The organism is Devosia sp. 2618, assembly GCF_040546815.1.
GTDB lineage: Bacteria > Pseudomonadota > Alphaproteobacteria > Rhizobiales > Devosiaceae > Devosia.
Map to the genome: position 1 here is coordinate 1 of NZ_JBEPOO010000001.1, position 18,887 is coordinate 18,887.

17 protein-coding genes, 1 tRNA gene and 1 pseudogene are annotated in these 18,887 nt (G+C 59.2%); 8 read left to right on the forward strand and 11 right to left on the reverse strand.

All coding sequences use genetic code 11. From position 1 onward, the window contains the following. Positions 1-402: 402 nt before the first annotated feature. The 3 genes from ABIE28_RS00005 (at position 403) to ABIE28_RS00015 (ending at position 5,165) form a co-directional block, all read left to right on the forward strand. Positions 403-2,547, forward strand: coding sequence for a mechanosensitive ion channel domain-containing protein (locus ABIE28_RS00005; protein ID WP_354058964.1), 2,145 nt, complete (start codon positions 403-405; stop codon positions 2,545-2,547). 162 nt (positions 2,548-2,709) lie between these two features. Beyond that, a complete protein-coding gene (locus ABIE28_RS00010) occupies positions 2,710-3,927 on the forward strand; it encodes a lytic murein transglycosylase (RefSeq protein WP_354058966.1) in 1,218 nt (405 codons plus the stop codon). 239 nt (positions 3,928-4,166) lie between these two features. Further along, entirely contained in the window at positions 4,167-5,165 is a 999-nt protein-coding gene (locus ABIE28_RS00015; protein WP_354058968.1) for an alpha/beta hydrolase, read from the forward strand. A 65-nt stretch (positions 5,166-5,230) separates the two neighbouring features. On the opposite strand, the gene bfr is transcribed toward ABIE28_RS00015, so the two are convergent. The 3 genes from bfr to ABIE28_RS00030 form a co-directional block, all read right to left on the reverse strand. Continuing rightward, entirely contained in the window at positions 5,231-5,716 is a 486-nt protein-coding gene (gene bfr / locus ABIE28_RS00020) for a bacterioferritin (protein WP_354058970.1), read from the reverse strand. Next, the gene (locus tag ABIE28_RS00025) at positions 5,682-5,993 is read right to left on the reverse strand and encodes a (2Fe-2S)-binding protein (protein WP_354058972.1); all 312 of its coding nucleotides are present in this window, start codon (positions 5,991-5,993) and stop codon (positions 5,682-5,684) included. Before ABIE28_RS00025 ends, bfr begins: the two co-directional genes overlap by 35 nt. 98 nt (positions 5,994-6,091) lie before the next feature. Beyond that, the gene (locus ABIE28_RS00030; RefSeq protein ID WP_354058974.1) at positions 6,092-7,477 is read right to left on the reverse strand and encodes a putative bifunctional diguanylate cyclase/phosphodiesterase; all 1,386 of its coding nucleotides are present in this window, start codon (positions 7,475-7,477) and stop codon (positions 6,092-6,094) included. Positions 7,478-7,624: 147 nt separating this feature from the next. Here ABIE28_RS00030 and ABIE28_RS00035 point away from each other — a divergent pair, with 147 nt between their 5' ends. Next, a complete protein-coding gene (locus ABIE28_RS00035) occupies positions 7,625-8,479 on the forward strand; it encodes an alpha/beta hydrolase (protein WP_354058976.1) in 855 nt (284 codons plus the stop codon). A gap of 54 nt (positions 8,480-8,533) precedes the next feature. On the opposite strand, the gene ABIE28_RS00040 is transcribed toward ABIE28_RS00035, so the two are convergent. The 3 genes from ABIE28_RS00040 to ABIE28_RS00050 all read right to left on the reverse strand — a co-directional run bounded on the left by ABIE28_RS00040 (position 8,534) and on the right by ABIE28_RS00050 (position 12,058). Next, a complete protein-coding gene (locus ABIE28_RS00040) occupies positions 8,534-10,141 on the reverse strand; it encodes a CAP domain-containing protein (protein WP_354058978.1) in 1,608 nt (535 codons plus the stop codon). 109 nt (positions 10,142-10,250) lie between these two features. Further along, positions 10,251-10,958: a DUF599 domain-containing protein gene (locus ABIE28_RS00045; protein ID WP_354058980.1), complete on the reverse strand. Its 708-nt coding sequence runs from the start codon at positions 10,956-10,958 to the stop codon at positions 10,251-10,253. Between the two features lie 62 nt (positions 10,959-11,020). Further along, positions 11,021-12,058, reverse strand: a complete 1,038-nt coding sequence (locus ABIE28_RS00050) for an aldo/keto reductase (protein ID WP_354058982.1) — start codon at positions 12,056-12,058, stop codon at positions 11,021-11,023. A 213-nt stretch (positions 12,059-12,271) separates the two neighbouring features. Here ABIE28_RS00050 and ABIE28_RS00055 point away from each other — a divergent pair. Continuing rightward, a tRNA-Met gene (locus ABIE28_RS00055) sits at positions 12,272-12,348 on the forward strand. Positions 12,349-12,418: 70 nt separating this feature from the next. Further along, on the forward strand, positions 12,419-12,673 hold the full coding sequence (locus ABIE28_RS00060; protein ID WP_354058984.1) for a hypothetical protein: 255 nt from the start codon (positions 12,419-12,421) through the stop codon (positions 12,671-12,673). Positions 12,674-12,928: 255 nt separating this feature from the next. On the opposite strand, the pseudogene ABIE28_RS00065 reads toward ABIE28_RS00060, so the two are convergent. The 5 genes and pseudogenes from ABIE28_RS00065 to ABIE28_RS00085 all read right to left on the reverse strand — a co-directional run. Beyond that, positions 12,929-13,000, reverse strand: a pseudogene (locus ABIE28_RS00065) (hypothetical protein); the annotation flags it as partial. Then, on the reverse strand, positions 12,973-13,506 hold the full coding sequence (locus ABIE28_RS00070) for a recombinase family protein (protein ID WP_354058986.1): 534 nt from the start codon (positions 13,504-13,506) through the stop codon (positions 12,973-12,975). The pseudogene ABIE28_RS00065 and the gene ABIE28_RS00070, both read right to left, overlap by 28 nt. Positions 13,507-13,533: 27 nt before the next feature. Next, a complete protein-coding gene (locus tag ABIE28_RS00075) occupies positions 13,534-13,926 on the reverse strand; it encodes a recombinase family protein (protein ID WP_354058988.1) in 393 nt (130 codons plus the stop codon). Positions 13,927-14,945: 1,019 nt separating this feature from the next. Then, positions 14,946-15,305 carry an NUDIX hydrolase gene (locus ABIE28_RS00080; RefSeq protein WP_354058990.1) on the reverse strand — a complete coding sequence of 120 codons (360 nt, stop codon included), beginning with the start codon at positions 15,303-15,305 and terminating at the stop codon, positions 14,946-14,948. Between the two features lie 49 nt (positions 15,306-15,354). Next, positions 15,355-16,554, reverse strand: a complete 1,200-nt coding sequence (locus ABIE28_RS00085) for a Bug family tripartite tricarboxylate transporter substrate binding protein (RefSeq protein ID WP_354058992.1) — start codon at positions 16,552-16,554, stop codon at positions 15,355-15,357. Positions 16,555-16,638: 84 nt separating this feature from the next. Between ABIE28_RS00085 and ABIE28_RS00090 the strand changes: the two genes are divergently transcribed. After that, entirely contained in the window at positions 16,639-17,313 is a 675-nt protein-coding gene (locus ABIE28_RS00090; RefSeq protein ID WP_354058993.1) for a response regulator transcription factor, read from the forward strand. Continuing rightward, positions 17,310-18,746, forward strand: a complete 1,437-nt coding sequence (locus ABIE28_RS00095; protein ID WP_354058995.1) for a sensor histidine kinase — start codon at positions 17,310-17,312, stop codon at positions 18,744-18,746. Before ABIE28_RS00090 ends, ABIE28_RS00095 begins: the two co-directional genes overlap by 4 nt. Positions 18,747-18,887 lie beyond the last annotated feature (141 nt).

The following is an 18,887-nucleotide window of genomic DNA, read 5'->3' on the forward strand; positions in this document are numbered from 1 at the left end:
GCAAGGTCTGCAAAAAACATACGGTTCTCAATACAATGTCGAAATAAATTCAAAACCCCCGTTGGCGAAAGCCAGCGGGGGTTTTGCGTTTGAGCCATGTGTTGGAAGCTTAGGGCAGGCTCGAAGGGACATTGCTGGTGATCCCTGTATCCATCGACGTCGTACACAGCACAGAATGCAGGCGTTCGTCGCGAATGGCGACGGGCCAGATAATGGCTCGATACCCAGCATTGGCGCACACCTCCCAAGCCCAGCAGGCCTTCCAGCATATCCACCCCACCGAAACGGACCTGGCCCCGCCAACAGCTCTCCCCCCCCCAAAAAAAACCAAACAGCCAAAACTAAAAGTTCATAGTCTCGCCATCCAATCAAAGGCATATGGAATAAAAACAGGATCAAAATATGCGCGCACTGATCGTTCTCATCTTCCTGATGTTCACGCCGCTTGCTGCGTTTGCCCAAACGACAGCACCCAGTGCGGATGCCAGCATCGATGAGTTGATCAGCATCATTGAGAATGACGACACGCGCGCTGTCCTGATCGAGCGTCTACGGCAGACGGAAGCCGGCGTGCCTACTGCCCCCGTCGAAGCGCCGCAGGATCTCAGCATTGCGCGGCAGTTGGCTGAATATACCCGTGCCGTGGCAGAGGGAGCGTCCGCGACGTTTCGGTCCTTGGGGCAGGTGGTGTCTGATCTGCAGCAGGGGCTCAGCGGTACCCAGAACGCCGACATCACAGCTTTGGCCAATATCGGCTTTGGCCTGTTAATTGTTGGTGCGGCGCTGTTTGGCAGTTTTCTCATTCTGCGCATCACCGTGTCTTGGCTTGAGGGCTATATCGGGTCGCGCATTGTCGGTCGTGGTTGGTTGTTGCGCATAGCCGGGGCCATTGGTGGCGTGGTGCTCGATCTGGGTGCTGTGTTGCTGGCCTGGGGCATTGGCTATTTCGTTGCCTTGGCGTTTGTGGGCGATAGCCCGGGGCGGATGGGGATCAACCAGTCGCTGCTGCTCAATGCCTTCATGCTGGTCGAGCTGACCAAGATGGTGGTGCGGGCTATTCTGGCGCCAAGGCATGAGCCGCTTCGGCTTATCCCGGTCAGCGACAGTAATGCCGCCTATTGGCAGTTCTGGGCCGCGCGGATCATCTCGCTGGTGGGCTATACCTTCCTGTTCATCGCGCCGGTCGTTTCGGCAAATCTGTCGCCCGGCATCGCTGCAGCGATCCAGGTTTTGGTGATGGCAACGGCCGTGACGATTGGCATCATCATCGTGCTGCAGAACCGCGATGACGTCCGCAACTGGCTGACCGAGATGGCGCAGACGCGGGGCAATAATGGCTATGGGCAGGCGTTGATCCTGCTTGGTCGATACTGGCACCTGGTGGCCATCGGCTATCTGCTGGCCTTGCTTGTTGTCTGGTTTGCCAATCCGGAGCAAGCCTTGCCGTTCATGCTCGGTGCGACGCTGCAGTCGCTGATCGCCATTGTTGTGGGCGTTATCATTGTTGGTTTCATCGCGCGCTTTGTTGGCATCGGCCTCCGTGTGCCCGACGATATCAAGCAGCGCCTGCCGCTGCTGGAGACGCGCCTGCAGGCGTTTGTCCCGACTGTGATGCAGGTCGTTCGCTGGGTGGTCATTGTTGGGGTGGTGGTGGCCATTGCGCAGGCCTGGGCGCTGTTCGATTTCGTGGGTTGGATCAGCAGCGATGATGGGCAGGCGGTTGCCGGTTCGGTGATCTCGGCCATCCTTATCATTCTGGTCTGCTTTGCGATCCATATCGCGATGTCGTCGTGGATCGAGTACCGGCTCAATCCAAATTTCGGTACGGCACCGACGCCGCGCGAGAAGACGCTGCTTGGCCTGTTCCGCAACGCGGCGACCATCGCCCTTGTGGTGTTTGGTGTGATGCTGGCACTGGCGCAGATCGGCGTGAATATCGCGCCGCTGCTCGCCGGTGCCGGTGTGATCGGTCTGGCGATCGGCTTTGGCGCGCAGAAGCTGGTGCAGGACATCATCACCGGCATCTTCATCCAGTTCGAGAACGTGATGAACGAGGGTGACGTGGTGGCCGTCGGTGATAAGTCGGGCGTCGTCGAGAAACTGACGATCCGCTCGGTGACCATCCGCGACATGAGCGGCACCGTTCACCTGATCCCGTTCTCTTCGGTCGATCAGGTGTCCAACATGGTGCGCGGTTTCTCGTTCTACGTGGCCGAGTTCGACGTGGCCTATGACAGCGATATCGAGCAGGTGAAGCAGGTGATGCGCGATGCCTTTGAGGTCGTGATGGCCAGCGAGCACCGGGATGTCATCATCGACGTGCTCGATCCGCCAGCGCTGGTGTCGATGACGGCCAATCAGATGAAGCTGCGGTCGCGCATCAAGACGTTGGCTGGCAAGCAGTGGGGGCCGGGGCGTCTCTATAGCGAGACGGTCAAGCGCCTGCTGGCCGAGCGAGGTATCATGGCGCCGAGCCAGACGATTACCTATCGCAGTGTCGATGGCCGCCGTCTGCCGCCGCCAGATGACATGTCTGAATCGGAATGATGGGGATGTTGGGGGCTTTAAGGGCGCGTTGACCGCTTTGTGATCGGGGAACCGGTTAGCCTTAAGCCGGTCTTAATCTGATCGGTTAAAATTGTGATACGCGCCAGTTGCGGCACAGCCGGCGCAATCGTGACTTTTTACACGCGTATCACGAGGCCCGCCATGAACCCTCCCGCCGGCAAGACCGTTGCCCGATTTTCCCGCTTTTCTGCGCTGGCCCTGGCTGCAGCGCTGAGCCTGACCACTATTGCGCCGGCCTTCGCCAATAGCGCCGATTTCGTGCGGGGCCTTTGGCCCGCTGCGGAAGCGCGCGGCGTTAGCCGCTCCGCCTACGAAGCGGCCTTTGCGGGTTATAACTATTTGCCCAAGGTCATGGATTTAACCAAGAGGCAGCCCGAGTTCAGCCAGACCGTGCAGCAGTATATCGACCGTCGCGTGACCAATGCGCAGGCCCAGAAGGGGCAGGCAATGCGTTCGGAATGGAACCAGACGCTGACCGGCGCGCAGCAACGCTGGGGTGTGCAGCCGGAAATCGTTTTGGCGATCTGGGGCATGGAAACCAATTTTGGTGGCTTCATGGGCGGTGAAAACACCATCCACGCGCTGGCGACGCTGACCGAAGGCGGCTACCGCACGGACTTCTTCCGCGAGGAACTGTTGACCGCGCTGCGCATCATTTCCGATGGGCATGTGCAGCCGCGCAATATGGTTGGCTCCTGGGCGGGCGCCATGGGTCACACCCAGTTCATGCCATCGAGCTTTATGCGCTATGCGGTCGACTACAATGGCGACGGCAGGAAAGACATCTGGAACTCGGTGCCGGATGCGCTGGGCTCGACGGCAAACTATCTCAAGAGTTTCGGCTGGCGGCCGGGTGAGACCTGGGGATATGAGGTCAAGCTCCCCAATGGCTTTGACTTTGCGAGGGCTCGCCAGCTCGAGCGTGCGCCGCTCAGCCAGTGGCAGAGCATGGGTATTCAGCGTGTCTCCGGGCGGGCGTTCCCGCGCGGCGGCGATGTTGGCCGGCTCTATATGCCGGCGGGCGCCAATGGGCCGGTTTTCTTGCTGCTGCATAACTTTGATGTGATCAAGCGTTACAATAATTCGGACAGCTACGCGCTGGCGGTTGGTCATCTGGCGGACCGTATTCTGGGTGGTGGCAGCTTTGCACAGGCCTGGCCTTCGGGCGATTATGCGCTGACCAAAACCCAGCGCGCGGAGGTGCAAACCCTGCTCAATCGAGCTGGTTATGATGTCGGGTCGCCAGATGGTGTGATCGGTCCCAAGACCCGCGCGGCCGCCATGGCGTACCAGGCACGGGCCGGTTTACCTGCTGACGGACACATCTCCGGACGCTTGCTGGATGCGCTGAAACGTTAACCTTTGGTTAACCCTTTGGGATCAACCTGTGGGGGCTTAAGTAGAGGGCAGGCAGTCTCCGTTATTCGAGGCGCCTGCCCTCGCCCATTGCGGGCCGCCGCTTCCAATACTGCTAACCACAAATGCCGAGTGCCCCGGCTCGTCTATTCCGGGGGGAGGGCTGTTGGCCCGTCACCACAAAATCCCCCGCTTTGGCTGATAGCCAGGCTTTTCAGATGCTTTTCGGTCCCTTGAGTCCAATGTCCCCATTGTCCGCCCTACGTCTTTTCATCGCTGCCGCCGCCCTCGCGCTTCTGCCGGTGCAGGCCTTTGCGCTTTCCATCATGGATCCGTTCAACATTCCCGCGGCCATGGATGGCGGCACGGTCAAGGTTGGCGACGGCATCGCCTATGCCGATGGTCCGCGCCACAAGCTCGACGTCTATGCGCCTGAAGCGCGCGGCGCTGCGGCGCCGGTCGTGTTCTTCATCTATGGTGGCGGCTGGAACCGCGGGGAGCGCTTTGAATATGAGTTCGTCGGGCGCGCTCTGGCGGCACGCGGCTTTGTCACGGTCATCGCCGACTATCGCCTCGTGCCCGAGGTCAAATATCCCGAATTCCTCGAAGACAGCGCCAATGCGCTGCGTTGGGTGCAGAACAATATCGCCAACTATGGTGGCGACCCCAATCGCCTGTTCCTCGCGGGCCACTCGGCGGGCGCATACAATGCGACCATGCTGGCGCTCGACCCGTCCTTCTTGCGCGACTATGGCGTCACCATGCCGATCTTGGGCGTTGCCGCGCTGTCCGGACCTTATGACTTCTACCCATTTGAATATGGCGAAGTGCGCAATGCTTTTGGGTCGGCGGCCAGCCCTGAAGGCACGCAGCCGATCAACCTGGTGACCAGCGCGACCCCGCCCATGTATCTGGCGACCGGGACGACCGATCCGATCGTGCGGATGCAGAACACCGAACGGTTTGCCCAAAAGCTCAAGGATAGCGGCGTCTGGGTGACGACGCGCTATTATGAGGGCTTTGGCCATATGGAGCCGGTGCTGGCGATGGGCGCGATGTGGCGTTGGCGCATGCCGGTGCTCGACGACATGGTGGCGTTCTTCCAGATGTTTGGCGCCTTCCCGAGCGGCGTGCCCTATGTGGCGGTCGCGCCGAATCCGCCAGAACAATTGCCGGAGTCCATCGCGCCGATGGATCAGATCATCCAGCAGATGAACGCCATGTTCCAGCCCATCGAGTAGTTGGATCGAGACAAAGAAAAACCGCCCGGAACGTGTTCCGGGCGGTTTTTTTGTATCTGGCTGACTTAGTCGGCTTCGTCGGCCGAAACGGAATTGAGCTGGCCGTACTTTTCGACACCGATCTTGTCAAGCAGTTCGAGCTGAGTCTCGAGGAAGTCGATGTGACCTTCTTCGTCGGTCAGCAGGGCTTCGAACAGGTTCTTGGAAACGTAGTCGCCAAGCTGCTCGCACAGTTCGCGGCTGGCCTTATAGGCAGCGCGGGCGTCGTATTCGCCGGCGAGGTCGGCTTCCAACACTTCCTTGATGGTCTGGCCGATTCGCAAAGGCGCAACGCGCTGCAGATTCGGATGGCCTTCGAGGAAAATAATGCGCTCGATCAAACGATCGGCGTGGTGCATTTCTTCAATAGACTCTGCGCGTTCCTTCGAAGCCAGCTTCTTGTAGCCCCAGTCGTCCAGAAGACGAAAGTGCACCCAATACTGATTTACCGCGCCGAGTTCGAGAAAGAGGGCCTCGTTAAGCCGCTCGATGACTTGTGCTTCGCCTTTCACGACGTACTCCACTCTGTTGCTTTTTAAGCTTGTCTAAGCCAGAGGGAAGCGACACTACGTCGCCAGTCTCCAAGGCTTGCTGCGAGTGGTAGTTTTCGGTGACGCGGACGATAATGTCCACCACATTCGGCACGCAACCGCTGCATTTGGCACGACGGTTGAGTTCGCTATAGACCTTGGCAGGCACCACCAGCTGCCAGGGGTCGGCCCTGAGTAGGTCGAGAACAATGTCCTCGATCTCTTTGCTGGTAATCATATTGCACTGGCAGACGAGCATGGTGGCTAGACGGGGTCATGTGGGCTTGCTGGCCCGCATAAAGCGTCCGTATTAGGTGAATGTCAATGTCAGATATTGTCGCGTACCCAGCCGGGCGTTCAAATTGCGGGCTGCGCGTCCAGCCATTGCGTCAGCAGATCTGCCGGCATGGGGCGGGCCATGTGATATCCTTGGCCCTCGTCGCAGCCCAGTTCGCGCAGGTGCTCGTAGGCGTGTAGCGTTTCGATGCCCTCGGCGCAGACGCGAAAACCAAGGCCGCTGGCGATCATGATGATGTGGCGCAACAGGAAGTCATCGTCGCCGGCTTCCTTGAGCGGGCGGACGAAGGACTGGTCGATCTTGAGCACGTCGGCCGGAATGCGGGCGAGGTAGCTTAGGTTGGAATAGCCCGAGCCGAAGTCGTCCAGCGCGACGTCGATGCCGGCCGAGCGCAGGCGCTTGAGTTGCTGGACGGTGCGCGCCGAGTTGGTGGCCAATGTGCCTTCGGTGAATTCGAGTTCGACATTGCGCGGGGCGAGGCCCACGGCATTGCAGCGGCGCAGCAATTGCTCGTCGAAACCATCTTCAGACAGGTTTACCGGCGACGCGTTGATCGAGATGCGGAGGTCGTGTCCCGCGTCGAGCAGTTCACGGTTTTGCTGCAGCGCCGTGGTGATAACCCAATCGGTCAGCGGACCAATGAGTGCGGTCTGTTCGGCCAGCGGAATGAACTCGGCCGGCGAAATGGCGCCGAGCTCGGGATGGTTCCAGCGGATCAGTGCTTCAGCGCCGTGGCAACGGCCGCTCTTGAGTTGCACGCGCGGCTGATAGTGGAGGCTCAACTGATTTGGGCCCGACAAAGCATGCGGCAGATCGGCAAGAATGCGGAAGGCTCGCAGGTGCGCCGCGTCGGAGCGATGATCGTAAAACGACAGGCCGGCATCGGTGCGGCGACTGTCCTGCGCCGCCACGAGCGCGGCGCGGAGGGATTCGGCGGCAGGGCGGATGGCTTCGATGGGCAGAAGGCCGACACCGACATGGGTCTTGATCGGAATCTCGTTGACCGAAATGGCGCCAGCAAAGGCGGCCGCAATCCGTGCGGTCACGCCGGGTATTTCTGCAATGTCATCGACCGGTAGCACAAAGGCGAAGCTGAGGACGCTGACGTGGTAGACGGCGACATCATCGTCGAGCAGCGAGCCCAGTAGCGCAGCGCCGGCGCGGACAAAGTCTTCGGCGAAGGCCATGCCCAGGGCGCGCAGAATTTCGTTGTAGTGCTTGGCTTCAGCCAGAGTGACCAGCACGAGCATGGCGGGGGCATCGTCGTGCACGAAATTTTCGAACTGTTCGAGAAACTGCAGCCGATTGGGTAGGCGGGTCACATGGTCGTAGCGGCCGAGGCGAACTTGGAGTTCGGATTCGAGGTAGGCGCGATCAGCCATAGGCAGATCTGCCAGCGCTGCAGCCGTCAGTCCTTCTGCCATCAACATTGCTGGCTGCGCCAAGCGATCGCTCCCACGACCGGTCCGGCCATGCCACTACTGTGGTCGAGAGGCCTTAAATAGGGATGAATCCGTACGTGTAAGTCTTTCGATGCGAAACATTTTTAGCCGTTAAGCCGTATATTACTGACAGGCTTCTACGGGGCAGTCATGGCTATTTCTATTCTCAGCATTATCAACTTCCTCAGCCCCAAAGATCGTGGCTCGCGCAGAATTGCCCATAATGTCCCTTACGGAGCCGAGGCGCGGCAGCAGTTGGACATTTACGCCCCGCGCGAAAGCGGCGGGCCGAGGCCCGTGGTGTTCTTTATTTATGGTGGGTCGTGGAGCGACGGCGACCGCAGCAACTACACGTTTGCTGGACGGGCGCTGGCTGCCTTGGGCTATGTGACGGTGATTGCCGATTACCGACTGTTGCCGGAGGTGGAATATCCCGGCTTCGTTGATGACTGTTCAGCGGCCTTCGCGTGGGTGTGTGAGAACATTTCCAGATATGGCGGTGACGCCAACCGCATTGCATTGATGGGCCATTCGGCGGGCGCCTATAACGCCACCATGCTGGCGTTGGACCCATCTCAACTGGCGCGCCGGGGACTGCTGTCGCGGGTGAAATGCCTGGTGGGGCTATCGGGGCCCTATGACTTTTTCCCGTTTGATGGCCCGATCACGTTGCGCACCTTTGGTGCGGTAAGGGAGCCGCTGGCGACGCAGCCTATCAACCACGTCGGCGCCGCCACGCCGCCGATGTTTCTGGCGACAGGCGACAAGGACACGCTGGTCTATCCGCGCAATACGGTGGCACTGGCAGCCAAAATCCGTGCGGCGGGTGGCGACGTTGTAGAGCAACACTACCCTGCGCTCGGCCATCCCGGTCCGCTCATGGCGCTTGGACGACCCGGGCGACGCATGGCGCCGGTTTTGGCGGATGTCGCAGACTATCTCGCGGCGTATTTAGGACAGCAGCCGGCACCGGCAAGCGCCCAAAAAGAAAGCCTCACGCAATAGCGTGAGGCTCGTAATGAAGTTCGACAGCAGGGACCCGTTGTCGGGTCCCTTTTTCTAGAGCAGGAAGTCTGACGCGATCAGGCTTTTGACGTCGAGCAGCTGGATCGAGAAATCGGCCACGCCGTCGCCGTTCACGTCGCCATAGACGACAACGCCATCGGCCGATTTGACGTAGCGCAGTTCACCGGCGGTGAAGCTGAAGCTCGAGGTGCCAACGAACTTGAACGCCTGGTTGCCGGCGGCAAACTCGTTCGCGTCCAGCGCGCGCAGGTCGATGACATCGCCCTGAGCGCGGCTGAAATCTTCGATCGTGTCGCGGGTTTTGCTGGTGACGCCCGAGTCGGAGAGCTTTTGATAGATGAAGGTGTCTGCGCCGCTACCGCCATTGAGGAAGTCGGAACCGGCGCCGCCGATCAGTTCATCATGCCCAGCGCCGCCGAGCAGGATGTCATTGCCAGCGCCGCCGTCGAGATAGTCGTTGCCGCTGCCACCATCGAGCGTGTCGGCGCCGGCACCACCATAGAGGCGGTCTTCGCCGACGCCGCCGTAAAGCTTGTCGTTCCCGGCGTCGCCATAGAGCTTGTCGTTACCCGCATCGCCGTAAAGAGTGTCGTTGCCGGCCTCTCCGCGCAGGGTGTCATTGCCAGCCCCGCCATAGATAAAGTCGTTGCCGTTGCCGCCCCAGATGCTGTCATTGCCGGCATCGCCATAGAGCTTGTCATGGCCATCCATGCCCCAGATCTTGTCGTTACCGAGACCGCCATTGATGACGTTCTTGCCCTTGTTGCCCACGAGGGTATCGCTGGCATCGGAGCCCTTGAGCGACAGGTCGTCGAGGCCGATCAGGCGGGCGGATGTAATGTTGGCGCGCAGCTCGATCGAGACCGACGATTGCACGTGTGAGCCATCGACGAAATCGATCTTGGCATTCTCGTTGAGAATTTCGGCCCGGACGCGAGCGGCCTTGCTGCCTTCACCAAAAGTGATGTTCTGGAAGCCAGCGGTGGTCTGGATCTGGTATCCGCCCGAGGTGGAGGTGTAGGTCCAGGTATTGCCGACAGCGACCTTCACACCCTTCTCGCCTTCGCCGACCGAATAGAAATTGTCATCGATGACGAAGTCCGAATAGACGACGCCGGTGATGAAAATCTTGTTGCCCGACTTGCCGAAGTTCTGCGTGATCATCGACGTGTTGTAGCCGCCGAACAGGCCGGTGGCTTGGCCAATGCCGATCTCGACGAAATTGTCGGACAGCAGATTCAGCCGATGGCCAGCACTTCTGAACAGCGCTTCGTGCGAGCCGATCACGGCGGTGGTTGCGGTGACTGAACCGCCAAGGTTTTGGTAGACGATGTTCTCGCCCAACGCCCACGAGCCAGAAAGGGTGTATTTTGCTGCAACGCTGCGGCTTGTAATCGTGCCGTCGCCGATCCCCTCATGCGCGAACTTGTTTGTGGCAAGCATCCAGCTCGAATGGCCGCGTGCGGCGTCCACCAGATAGTAGTTGGTGGCGAGTGGCGCCTTGGTCGTGTTGGAAATCTGGCCGCCGCTTATGCCCTGGTTGAGGGAAATGCCGAGGCGTGCCGCTTCGGCGCCCGGGTCCATGCGAGCATTGTTGATGAGTTCGAGCATCAGTTGTTCGCGTGCGGATGGCTCAGCCATGGTCTTTACCTGTGAGATCGGAATAGACCTTGAGGATGGCAGAGTTGATGGCCTTTACAAAGGCGAAATCTACTCAGGATGCCAAGTTGAGCAGGGTTTCGTTCATCCTCTATTCAGCCTTGATCTGTTCGGCTGCCTTATGGCGGCGGGCTGCGATGATCGCTGCCGAAGCGGCCGTGCGGTGGGACGAGGAAAAGAACTCGCGGTGGGCGAGGATCATGATGGTCAAGAGACACGTGACGATCGGCAACCACTCGGCAACAAACCACGCAACGGTGGCGACGGAGAAATAATAGGCGCGGATGCCGCTGTTGAAGTTGCGGGCCCCCAGCGCGTTCATTGCGGTAATAGCGTCGATTTCTTCGGGGGAAGTCGGGCTCGCATGGTCGAGTGCGCCGAGCATGATGCAGAAGTGGTTGAACTGGCGCAGCGACAGCGTGAAGGCGAAAAATGCCAGCACGAACATGGTCAGCATGACGACCAGATGCAGTTGCACGTCGAGCACGGTGTAGGTGCGCTCAAGCGACAGCGAATCCAGCGCTGCCATCAGGGCAGGGACCTGACCGAAGACGGCGAAAATCGCCAGAATCAGCAGCACTGCGGTCGAGGCCAGAAAACTCACCGAACCCATGATGTTGCCCGACAGGATCGCATCGAACGGCGACTCGCGCAGCGCCGCATTGGCGACCCAGCGGCGGCGCTGCATGTTCATGATCACCGACAGCGACGGGCGCAGCTTCTCGATCTGCGGCACAATGATGTTGTACGCAAAATAACAGATCAGCGGAAACAGGGTGGAGATCAGAATGGTCGACACGGGAGGCCCCCACAATTGCGTGTGGCCTCCCTTATAGCCGCCAAAAGGTAAAGGCAGCGTCGTCAAATAGGGCGGGGATGGCGGCGGTGGATCGCCTCGATTTCGCCCAAGAGCTCGGTCGACAGGTTCAGGTCCTTGGCGCCAATGGCGGTGGCGAGCTGCTCGGTGCTGGTTGCGCCGATGATCACCGAGGTCATGAATGGCCGAGTGAGTGCGAAGGCGATGCCCAGCTGTGCCACATCGATGTCATGACGCTTTGCCAGGGCGAGGTATTCCTTGCCGGCCGTTTCGGAATGCTCGTTCAGCCGCCAGAAGCCTTTCTGGTAATCCCCACGGCTGCCTTTGGGCATTTGACCATCGAAATATTTGCCGGTGAGCAGGCCACCAGCAAGGGTCGAATAGGCGAGCAGCCCGACATCTTCGTGATGGCTTATTTCGGCCAGGTCGTGGTCGAAGTGTCGGCGCAGCAGGCTATATTCGTTCTGGACCGAGGCAAGGCGCGGCAGGCCCTTGGCTTCGGCGATGCGCAGCCATTGGGCAATGCCCCAAGTGGTTTCGTTGGAAACACCGGCGTGGCCGAGTTTGCCTTCCTTGACCAGATCGCCCAACGTTTCGAGCATGTCTTCGATATTGTCGAGGACATCGGCGGTGTTTTGCGAATGCGGCGCGAAGGTCCAGTAGCCTTCAAAATTGTAGCTGCCGCGGCCCGCCCAATGGATCTGGTAGAGATCGATATAGTCGGTCTGCAAGCGGCGCAGGCTGTCCTCGAAAGCGCGGCGGAGGGTCTTGCCATCGGTACGCGTGCCGTCGCGGATAAAGTCGACCGGGCCACCGGCAACTTTGGAGGCCAAAATCCATTTGTCGCGCTTGCCGGTCTTTTTGAACCAGTTGCCGATGATTTCTTCGGTGCGCCCAGACGTTTCGGGGCTGCGCGGCACGGCGTAGATTTCGGCGGTGTCCATAAAATTGATGCCGGCGTCGAGCGCCATGTCGATCTGGGCGTGGCCTTCGGCCTCGGTGTTCTGGCTGCCCCAGGTCATGGTGCCCAGGCAAAGTTCGGTAACCCGCAGGTCAGTGCGGCCAAGCGGCTTCAATTTCATAAGATTTCTCGGTAGGCGGAAGGGAGGAGCGCCATACTACTCAACGCGCCCGAAAATGACATGTTTGGTGCGGCAAAAATTTATCGTCAAAAAAGCGTCACGTAGAACCGCTTTTGGGGTTGAGCTATCCGGCGGTTGCCCCTATATACCCCTCACGTCGCGGCCACGGTCGCAGTGATGATAGCCCAACCGGTACTGTTATCAACTATTTGACGCGGGATGGAGCAGCCCGGTAGCTCGTCAGGCTCATAACCTGAAGGTCGCAGGTTCAAATCCTGCTCCCGCAACCAACGCACCCCTAAATGCTCCGGCGTTTAGGGGTGTTTCCTTTTTGTCGACCGGCAATTTGGCAAGCAGGCCATGAGCTTGGATGTTCACCGGCTGGCGCGGACCTATGGGCGTGAGGACGACTTTGTCGATCATGCCACGAAGCGTTTCGAAAAGGGCGTCGCGGGGATGGCCTTCTCGGATGCCATCCAAATGCACACGCAGTTCCTTGATAGTGCGGCTATACCTCTCCGCCGACGAAGGGTGAACGGTAAGCGGCTCCATTTGCGGCGTCAGCGCTTCGAGCTGCTCGAGCAGATCAGCGCGCTCGGCCTCAAGCTTTCGTAAGCGGTCTAAGACAGCGTCAGGGGCATGGCCTTCCACAATCAGGTCGACCAGCTTTTCAATGGTCTGCTTAAGCTCATTGCTGCGATGCTCGATACTGCCGCGCTGGTCGCGCTTGGTGGCCAGCAACTCACGGCGTGTCTCATGGTATTGAGCGACATATGCCGCGATAATTTCTGGGTCGGCCAGATAGCTATCGAGCGCCGCGAGCACCCGATCCTCGACATGTGCCCGTGTCACGGTGCGGTTGTTGTCGCAGTCGCCACGCTCGCGATTGCCGCTGCAGCCAATGCGGCCTGCGCCTATGACAGTGTAGCTGGCGCCACAAATGCCGCATTTGGTGAGCCAGACAGGATATGCTTTGCCTTTGCGGCGACCGGGCCACGATCGGCGCTGCGTTCGCTTTTGCGGGCGATCGAAAGGCCAAACACGGTGCGATCAACGATGGCCAAGTGCGGCGCTTCGCTGTGTTGCCATTCCGATTCTGGATTGAGGCGGGAAACACGCTTGCCGGTTGACGGGTCTTTGATAAAGCGCTGCCGGTTCCAGACGATCTCGCCGATATAGAGTCGGTTCTGCAGGACGCCGTTGGCGCGGGACTTGCTGCCGTTGAGCGTCGAGGAATTCCACTTGCCGCCGCGCGGCCCCGGCACACCTTCGGCATTGAGCGCGGTCGCGATCTCGCGCGGCGTCCGGCCGCCAACATAGTCGGCGAAGATGCGACGTACGATCTGCGCCTCTCGCTCGTTAATTTCGTGTTCGCCTGGGCGCCTAGGAATGGCGCGATAGCCATACGATAGGCCGCCACCCGAGGCGCCGGCCGAGACACGAGCCATGAGGCCGCGGCGGGTCTTGTTGCCGAGCTAGATTAGGAACATTTCGGACATGAGACCCTTGAGGCCCGCATGCATGGCGGTAACCGTGCCGTCACTGACGGTCATGATGCGGACACCAGCGAAGGTCAGCTCGTCGCGGATGCTGTGCAGGTCGGCTTGTTTTCGAGCAAGGCGATCAAGGTCTTCGCAGACTAGGACGTCAAAACGCTTTTCCTTGGCCATGCGCAGCATACCGGCAAGGCGTGGGCGATTATGGACGCTGGCGCCGGACACGGCTTCATCGGAGAAGGCTGCGACGACATAAAGGCCCTGGCGCTCGGCCCAAGCTTCGCACCAAGCGACTTGGTCTTCGCAGGAGCGTTCGTTCTGGAGGTCAGAGCTAAAGCGGGCGTAGATCGCGGCGCGGGCCGTAGATTTCATCTTGGCTGGTATCCCGCAAATGGTCCTCAATGGCCTGTTGGCGCGCTAAGGCTTTCACGAACTCGAGCATTGCAGCATTGGTGTTCATACGCTGACCCTCATGCTGGGCTTCTGTCAACGGTGGGTGCCTGTTGGTTGCGGGTCTCATCGTGGATCTCGCCAAACACGGTCCGCGAGCTGAAGGCTGGCATACCGCTGCATGGGCGACGCAAGCGTCACCATGACCTCCAGTTTGTGTTCCATCTAAGCAACCCGCCGTCTTGCCGTCGCGCCACAATAAAATATCGGGAAAGCAGCAATTCTGCAGAAATTTGGGTTGAGAATTCTGCCCTTGTGGATTTTTCACAAATTGAGGCAAGTTATTGTTATAGCGTCGATATTTTATCTACAAGTTTGGAAAAGTATTTCCTTGCGTGTTGATCTCAGTATTTCTTCCGCCCTCGGTCTAGCACAGCCTCCCGCCGCTGCGCTGTGCGCACATTTAGGGAAGAAATCTCGACGGCGATTAATATACGGCCTGTTCTTGCGCTACCGGTGGGCATGTTTTGTCTGCAAGAGCGTCCGGGCTCTGCCGGAAGGTACCCGATCTCTAGTTCTTGCAGTCGACGAAAATGGTCGCCTCACTAGCGGCTTCATCACCGACGGTTACCCGAACCTTCCGCTCGGGGCTGGGTGAAGTAGCTGGCTGTCGGCGTGGATAGAACTTCGCTTGATGCATCCACACTCTCTCGGGAGGCATGCTTTGGATGGCGAAATGCTTAAAACATCAGGCAGGTAACGACCGTAACCGGATCCGTTACCTTGGCGTAATCAGTATTTCACCAATTATTTCAATGAACTAAGTTTGGGTATATTTATATGTTACAGATTTACAGTAATAGATGTATATACATACACACATACACATACCGATCGTCACAACCTCGAGCTGCTGGTGCACGACTTTATCGCCAGCTTTGTAGACTAGCCTCCATCCGCCACCAGGAGAGTGCGGTAAAGCGGCAGCACGCAGTCGTGCGTCAATGGTGCCAGTTCAATGTCGACAACAGCGTTGGGATTGACCCAGGTGATTTATCAATCTCTGCGCCTGCCCTCGGTTCCTGCACAATCGCAACCTGGAACAACTCCGCTTCGATAGTCGCGTCGGCTTCATGCGCGGCGGCGGCCGAAAACCGGCCTAGGTAAGCTGGCGCACTGCGGGTTATCGTCAGCCCCAACTCTTCCCGCAGCTCCCGAATGAACGCATTGATCGGCTGCTCTCCGATATCGATCTTACCGCCGAGCTGCATGAAAGCGCTGGTGCCTGTCTTGCGCACCAACAACATCCGTCCACATCCCCCAGTCACCAGACCCGCCGCTACTCGGATGGTTGTCGGCATCGTCAGTTCTGGAAGATCTGCACGTCAGCGGTGCAGTCAGTTTTAGCCATCACTTCTTCAGGCGCACCGCGTATTCCCGTGATAACATATCGAGAACCAGATGCCGCACTTTTGGCTCGATGGTTGTGCCTGCCGTAAAGAGCGTTTGAGCGCCGCGATCAGTCACCTGCTCATATTCGCCCAGAATCGACTTCACGCTATCGATGTACTCTGGGTCCTCAAAGGTGTCGCGCCAAGCCTGACGCCAGACCTCGATGATCTCTTCAGGGGTATCGTTGCGAAGAACGACCATCTTCTGCGCTGCGAAACCCGCAATGTTGAATGCGCGGTAAGATTCGTAAGCAGGGCCTGCAGGGACGCGCCCATGCAGCGCTTGGTAGACTTCTTCGACAATTGGCAGGTCTGGAAATGTAGGGTCGCGCTGCATCTGGCCATGCTCGTCCAGAATACCCCATGTCATCAGGGGAATCGCTTCGCCTGCATCCACCGTCGGGGCGACATTGCGCAGAAAAGAAGCCGTAGTTTGGTAGTCGATGTTCACCTCGCCACGGTCCATGGCAACCAGGCCATCACCGCGCCCGGTGTACCCAAATACATAGTGGACATCGAACCCTAGAAGTCGAAACGCCAACATCGGCACGAGGTCCAGTGATGTTGGGCCCTGGCTGGCAAACACAAGGCGTTGATCGCCCAGTTTGGCAACGTCTTCGAACGAACTGATGCCTGTTTCAGCCGAGACGTAAACTACCCCCCCCGTGGGAGCGACCATGACCGGTTCCCAGTCGCTGTAGTCGTACCTGACGCGCAGGTCCCCTAAAAGGTAGGGAAACTGGGTCGAGCCCGAAGTCCCCAAGATGGTCAGTCCATCCGCGCGCGTTCGGCCCGCGAAGATGTTTGGGCCGCGTGTCCCCCCACCGCCCGACTCGTTGATCACCCGTATTTCCGGGTTTCCCGGCAAGTGGCGGGCGAGAAATGGCGCGTTGAATCGCGCCCATGTGTCAGATCCTCCCGTTTCTGCAAATGGGATAATCCAGTCGATTGTTTCGCCAGAAAAGCTGATGTCCGCGCGTGCGTTCCCGGCTAACCCAAGTGCAAATATTGCACCGGCAACAAGCCGCGTCGCGTAGCGCCGCAAGCTTGTCATCCGGGCTCCTCCGATGATCGCTGCAGTCAAACGCATTGTCTTCAACGACCATGTGTAGCCATTGCGACTTGCCTCGGCCACCCCTTTAGGATTGAATTTGGCCATAAGTGAGAGGTCCAAGGTGACCAAATCACGGAGGAGGGGGCCGGTAACAAGCGCGCCCGAACGACATATGAGGGGCTGGGCAGTGTGCGGATCGTACTGATCGAAGACAACATCATGCTGGCGCGGGCGGTGATTCAAGCGCTGCAGGATGAGGGCCATGCAGTGGACTGGATGGCCAATGGTGAGGAGGGTTCCAGCTTTCTAACCACACAGGGTGCCGATCTGGCGATCGTGGATATCAACCTGCCAAAGCGTAGCGGTCTGGAGGTGATCCGGGATGTTGGCTCTTCGCAGGCCGACATACCCGTATTGGTTTTGACCGCGCGCGACAGCCTGGACGATCGGATAGAGGGGCTCGACGCTGGCGCCGACGACTACATGACCAAGCCGTTTGAGATGGCAGAGCTCAAGGCGCGTTTGCGTGCGCTGGGCCGCAGACGGGGCAAACGACTGCACAATGTCGAGCAGTTTGGGGCACTGACTTTTGATCGGTTGGCGCGACAAGTCGTTGGCCCTGAAGGCTCGCTTGGCCTGCCGCGCCGTGAGTTGGCCCTTTGGGAGCTGCTCGTCGACAACGTGGACCGCGTTGTCCCGAAAGATGCCCTTTGCGACTCCATTTATGGAACGGGGAGCGATATCGATCTCAACGCTGTAGAGCTGCTGGTCTCTAGGCTTCGTCGCAAGATTGAGCCCCACGGTGTGACAATCAAGGCCATCCGCGGACTTGGCTACGTCCTGCAGGTTGAGGCGGCCCAGTGAGACGATCCAAGCGGGTCTTCAGTCTTCGCTCCCGCCTGTTTGTCCTCATTGTTGTACCGCTGATTTTCGTCGCCCTAGCATCAAGCGTGGTGCTGTATTGGAACGCCCGGAACATGTCGGGCACGCTCTATGATGACACCCTGAAGGTCGTGGCTCACGCCGTCTCGCGCGAGGTGGTGCTGACCAAGGGGGATCTCGTCGCGCAGGATTTGCTGGACTCCCTGGTGGGAGCACTTGGTGACCCTATCTATTATCAGGTCAGGGCGGCAGACGGCCACTTCGTGACGGGCCATTCCGATGCCCCGGTCCCGGCCAACGAGGTCGAGGTACCGGGTGGCACTCCGGTGTTTTTTGACGCCGAGTATCACGACCGGCCGGTGCGCGTAGTGGTGTTACGCGAATTCATCGCCGATCTGGATTTTGATGGTTGGACCACTGTGACGATCTGGCAGACGGTCTACCAGCGCCAGGCGTTGAGCATGTCCTTGCTTGGGCAATCGATGGCAAACCTTTTGCTGATGGTGGCGGCGGCGGCGGCGCTGGTCTGGTTCGGCATCAATCGGGGCCTCGCGCCGCTGACCGATTTGCGCTCCGCAGTGGCCCTCCGAAGCGCAACGGAACTGCACCCGATACGACGCCCTGTACCGCCAGAGGTCGCGCCTTTGGTTCAGACCATCAATAGTCTTTTCGAACGCCTCGGATATGAGCTGGATCGGCGCAACGCGTTTATCTCCAACGCCGCACATCAGTTGCGCAATCCGGTTGCGGCGATTCAGGCACAGGCCGAATCCGCGATTACGGCCTCGTCTCAGGATGCGCATATGGAGCGCCTCCACGATTTGTCTGAGTCGGCTCGCCGCCTGTCGCGCATGAGCCACCAATTGCTCAACTTTGATGTCGCGGCCGAAACCAAGTGCGCCAATCTGACGATGTCCTCTGACCTGCGTGATCTTGTGGCCGCTGTGGCACGGCGGCATGTGCCGAGAGCGCTCAAGGGTCACGTCGATATCGAACTTGAGGCCGGAGATGATCCGCTACCCGTCCAGGGTAACCGGATCATGCTCGAAGAGGCTGTCGATAATCTGATCGACAACGCGCTTAAGTACGGCTGCTCAGCCGGGCAGAAGCTTCGCATTAGTGTGCAGTGTGATGGTGACGATGCGGTGCTGACAGTTACCGATAGCGGACCGGGTATCCCACTAGAAGACATTGAGCGCGTGTTTGGGCGGTTTGTGCGTCTGCGTGAGGATGGCGATGGATGCGGGCTGGGCTTGTCCATCGTCCGGGCCATTGCCTCCAGTGCTGGGGGGCAGGTCGGCTTCCTACCAAGCGCGGTGGGCTGCACTGTGAGGCTGGCACTGCCTATGGCACTCGATACCAGATCTCCGACGGGTGCTGATTCAGCCAGCCGAGATCTCTACCATTCAAGTTGATCGACTTTGTCCACCGACGACAGCGTCCCGACAGTTTCGTGTGCCAACTTTCCCGAAGGCGTTTGGCGCAACTGTCAATTCGCCCCAGTCGCGAATGCGCTGCTGGCATGCTGCGGGTCTCGATAACTCCAGTTTGCAGGC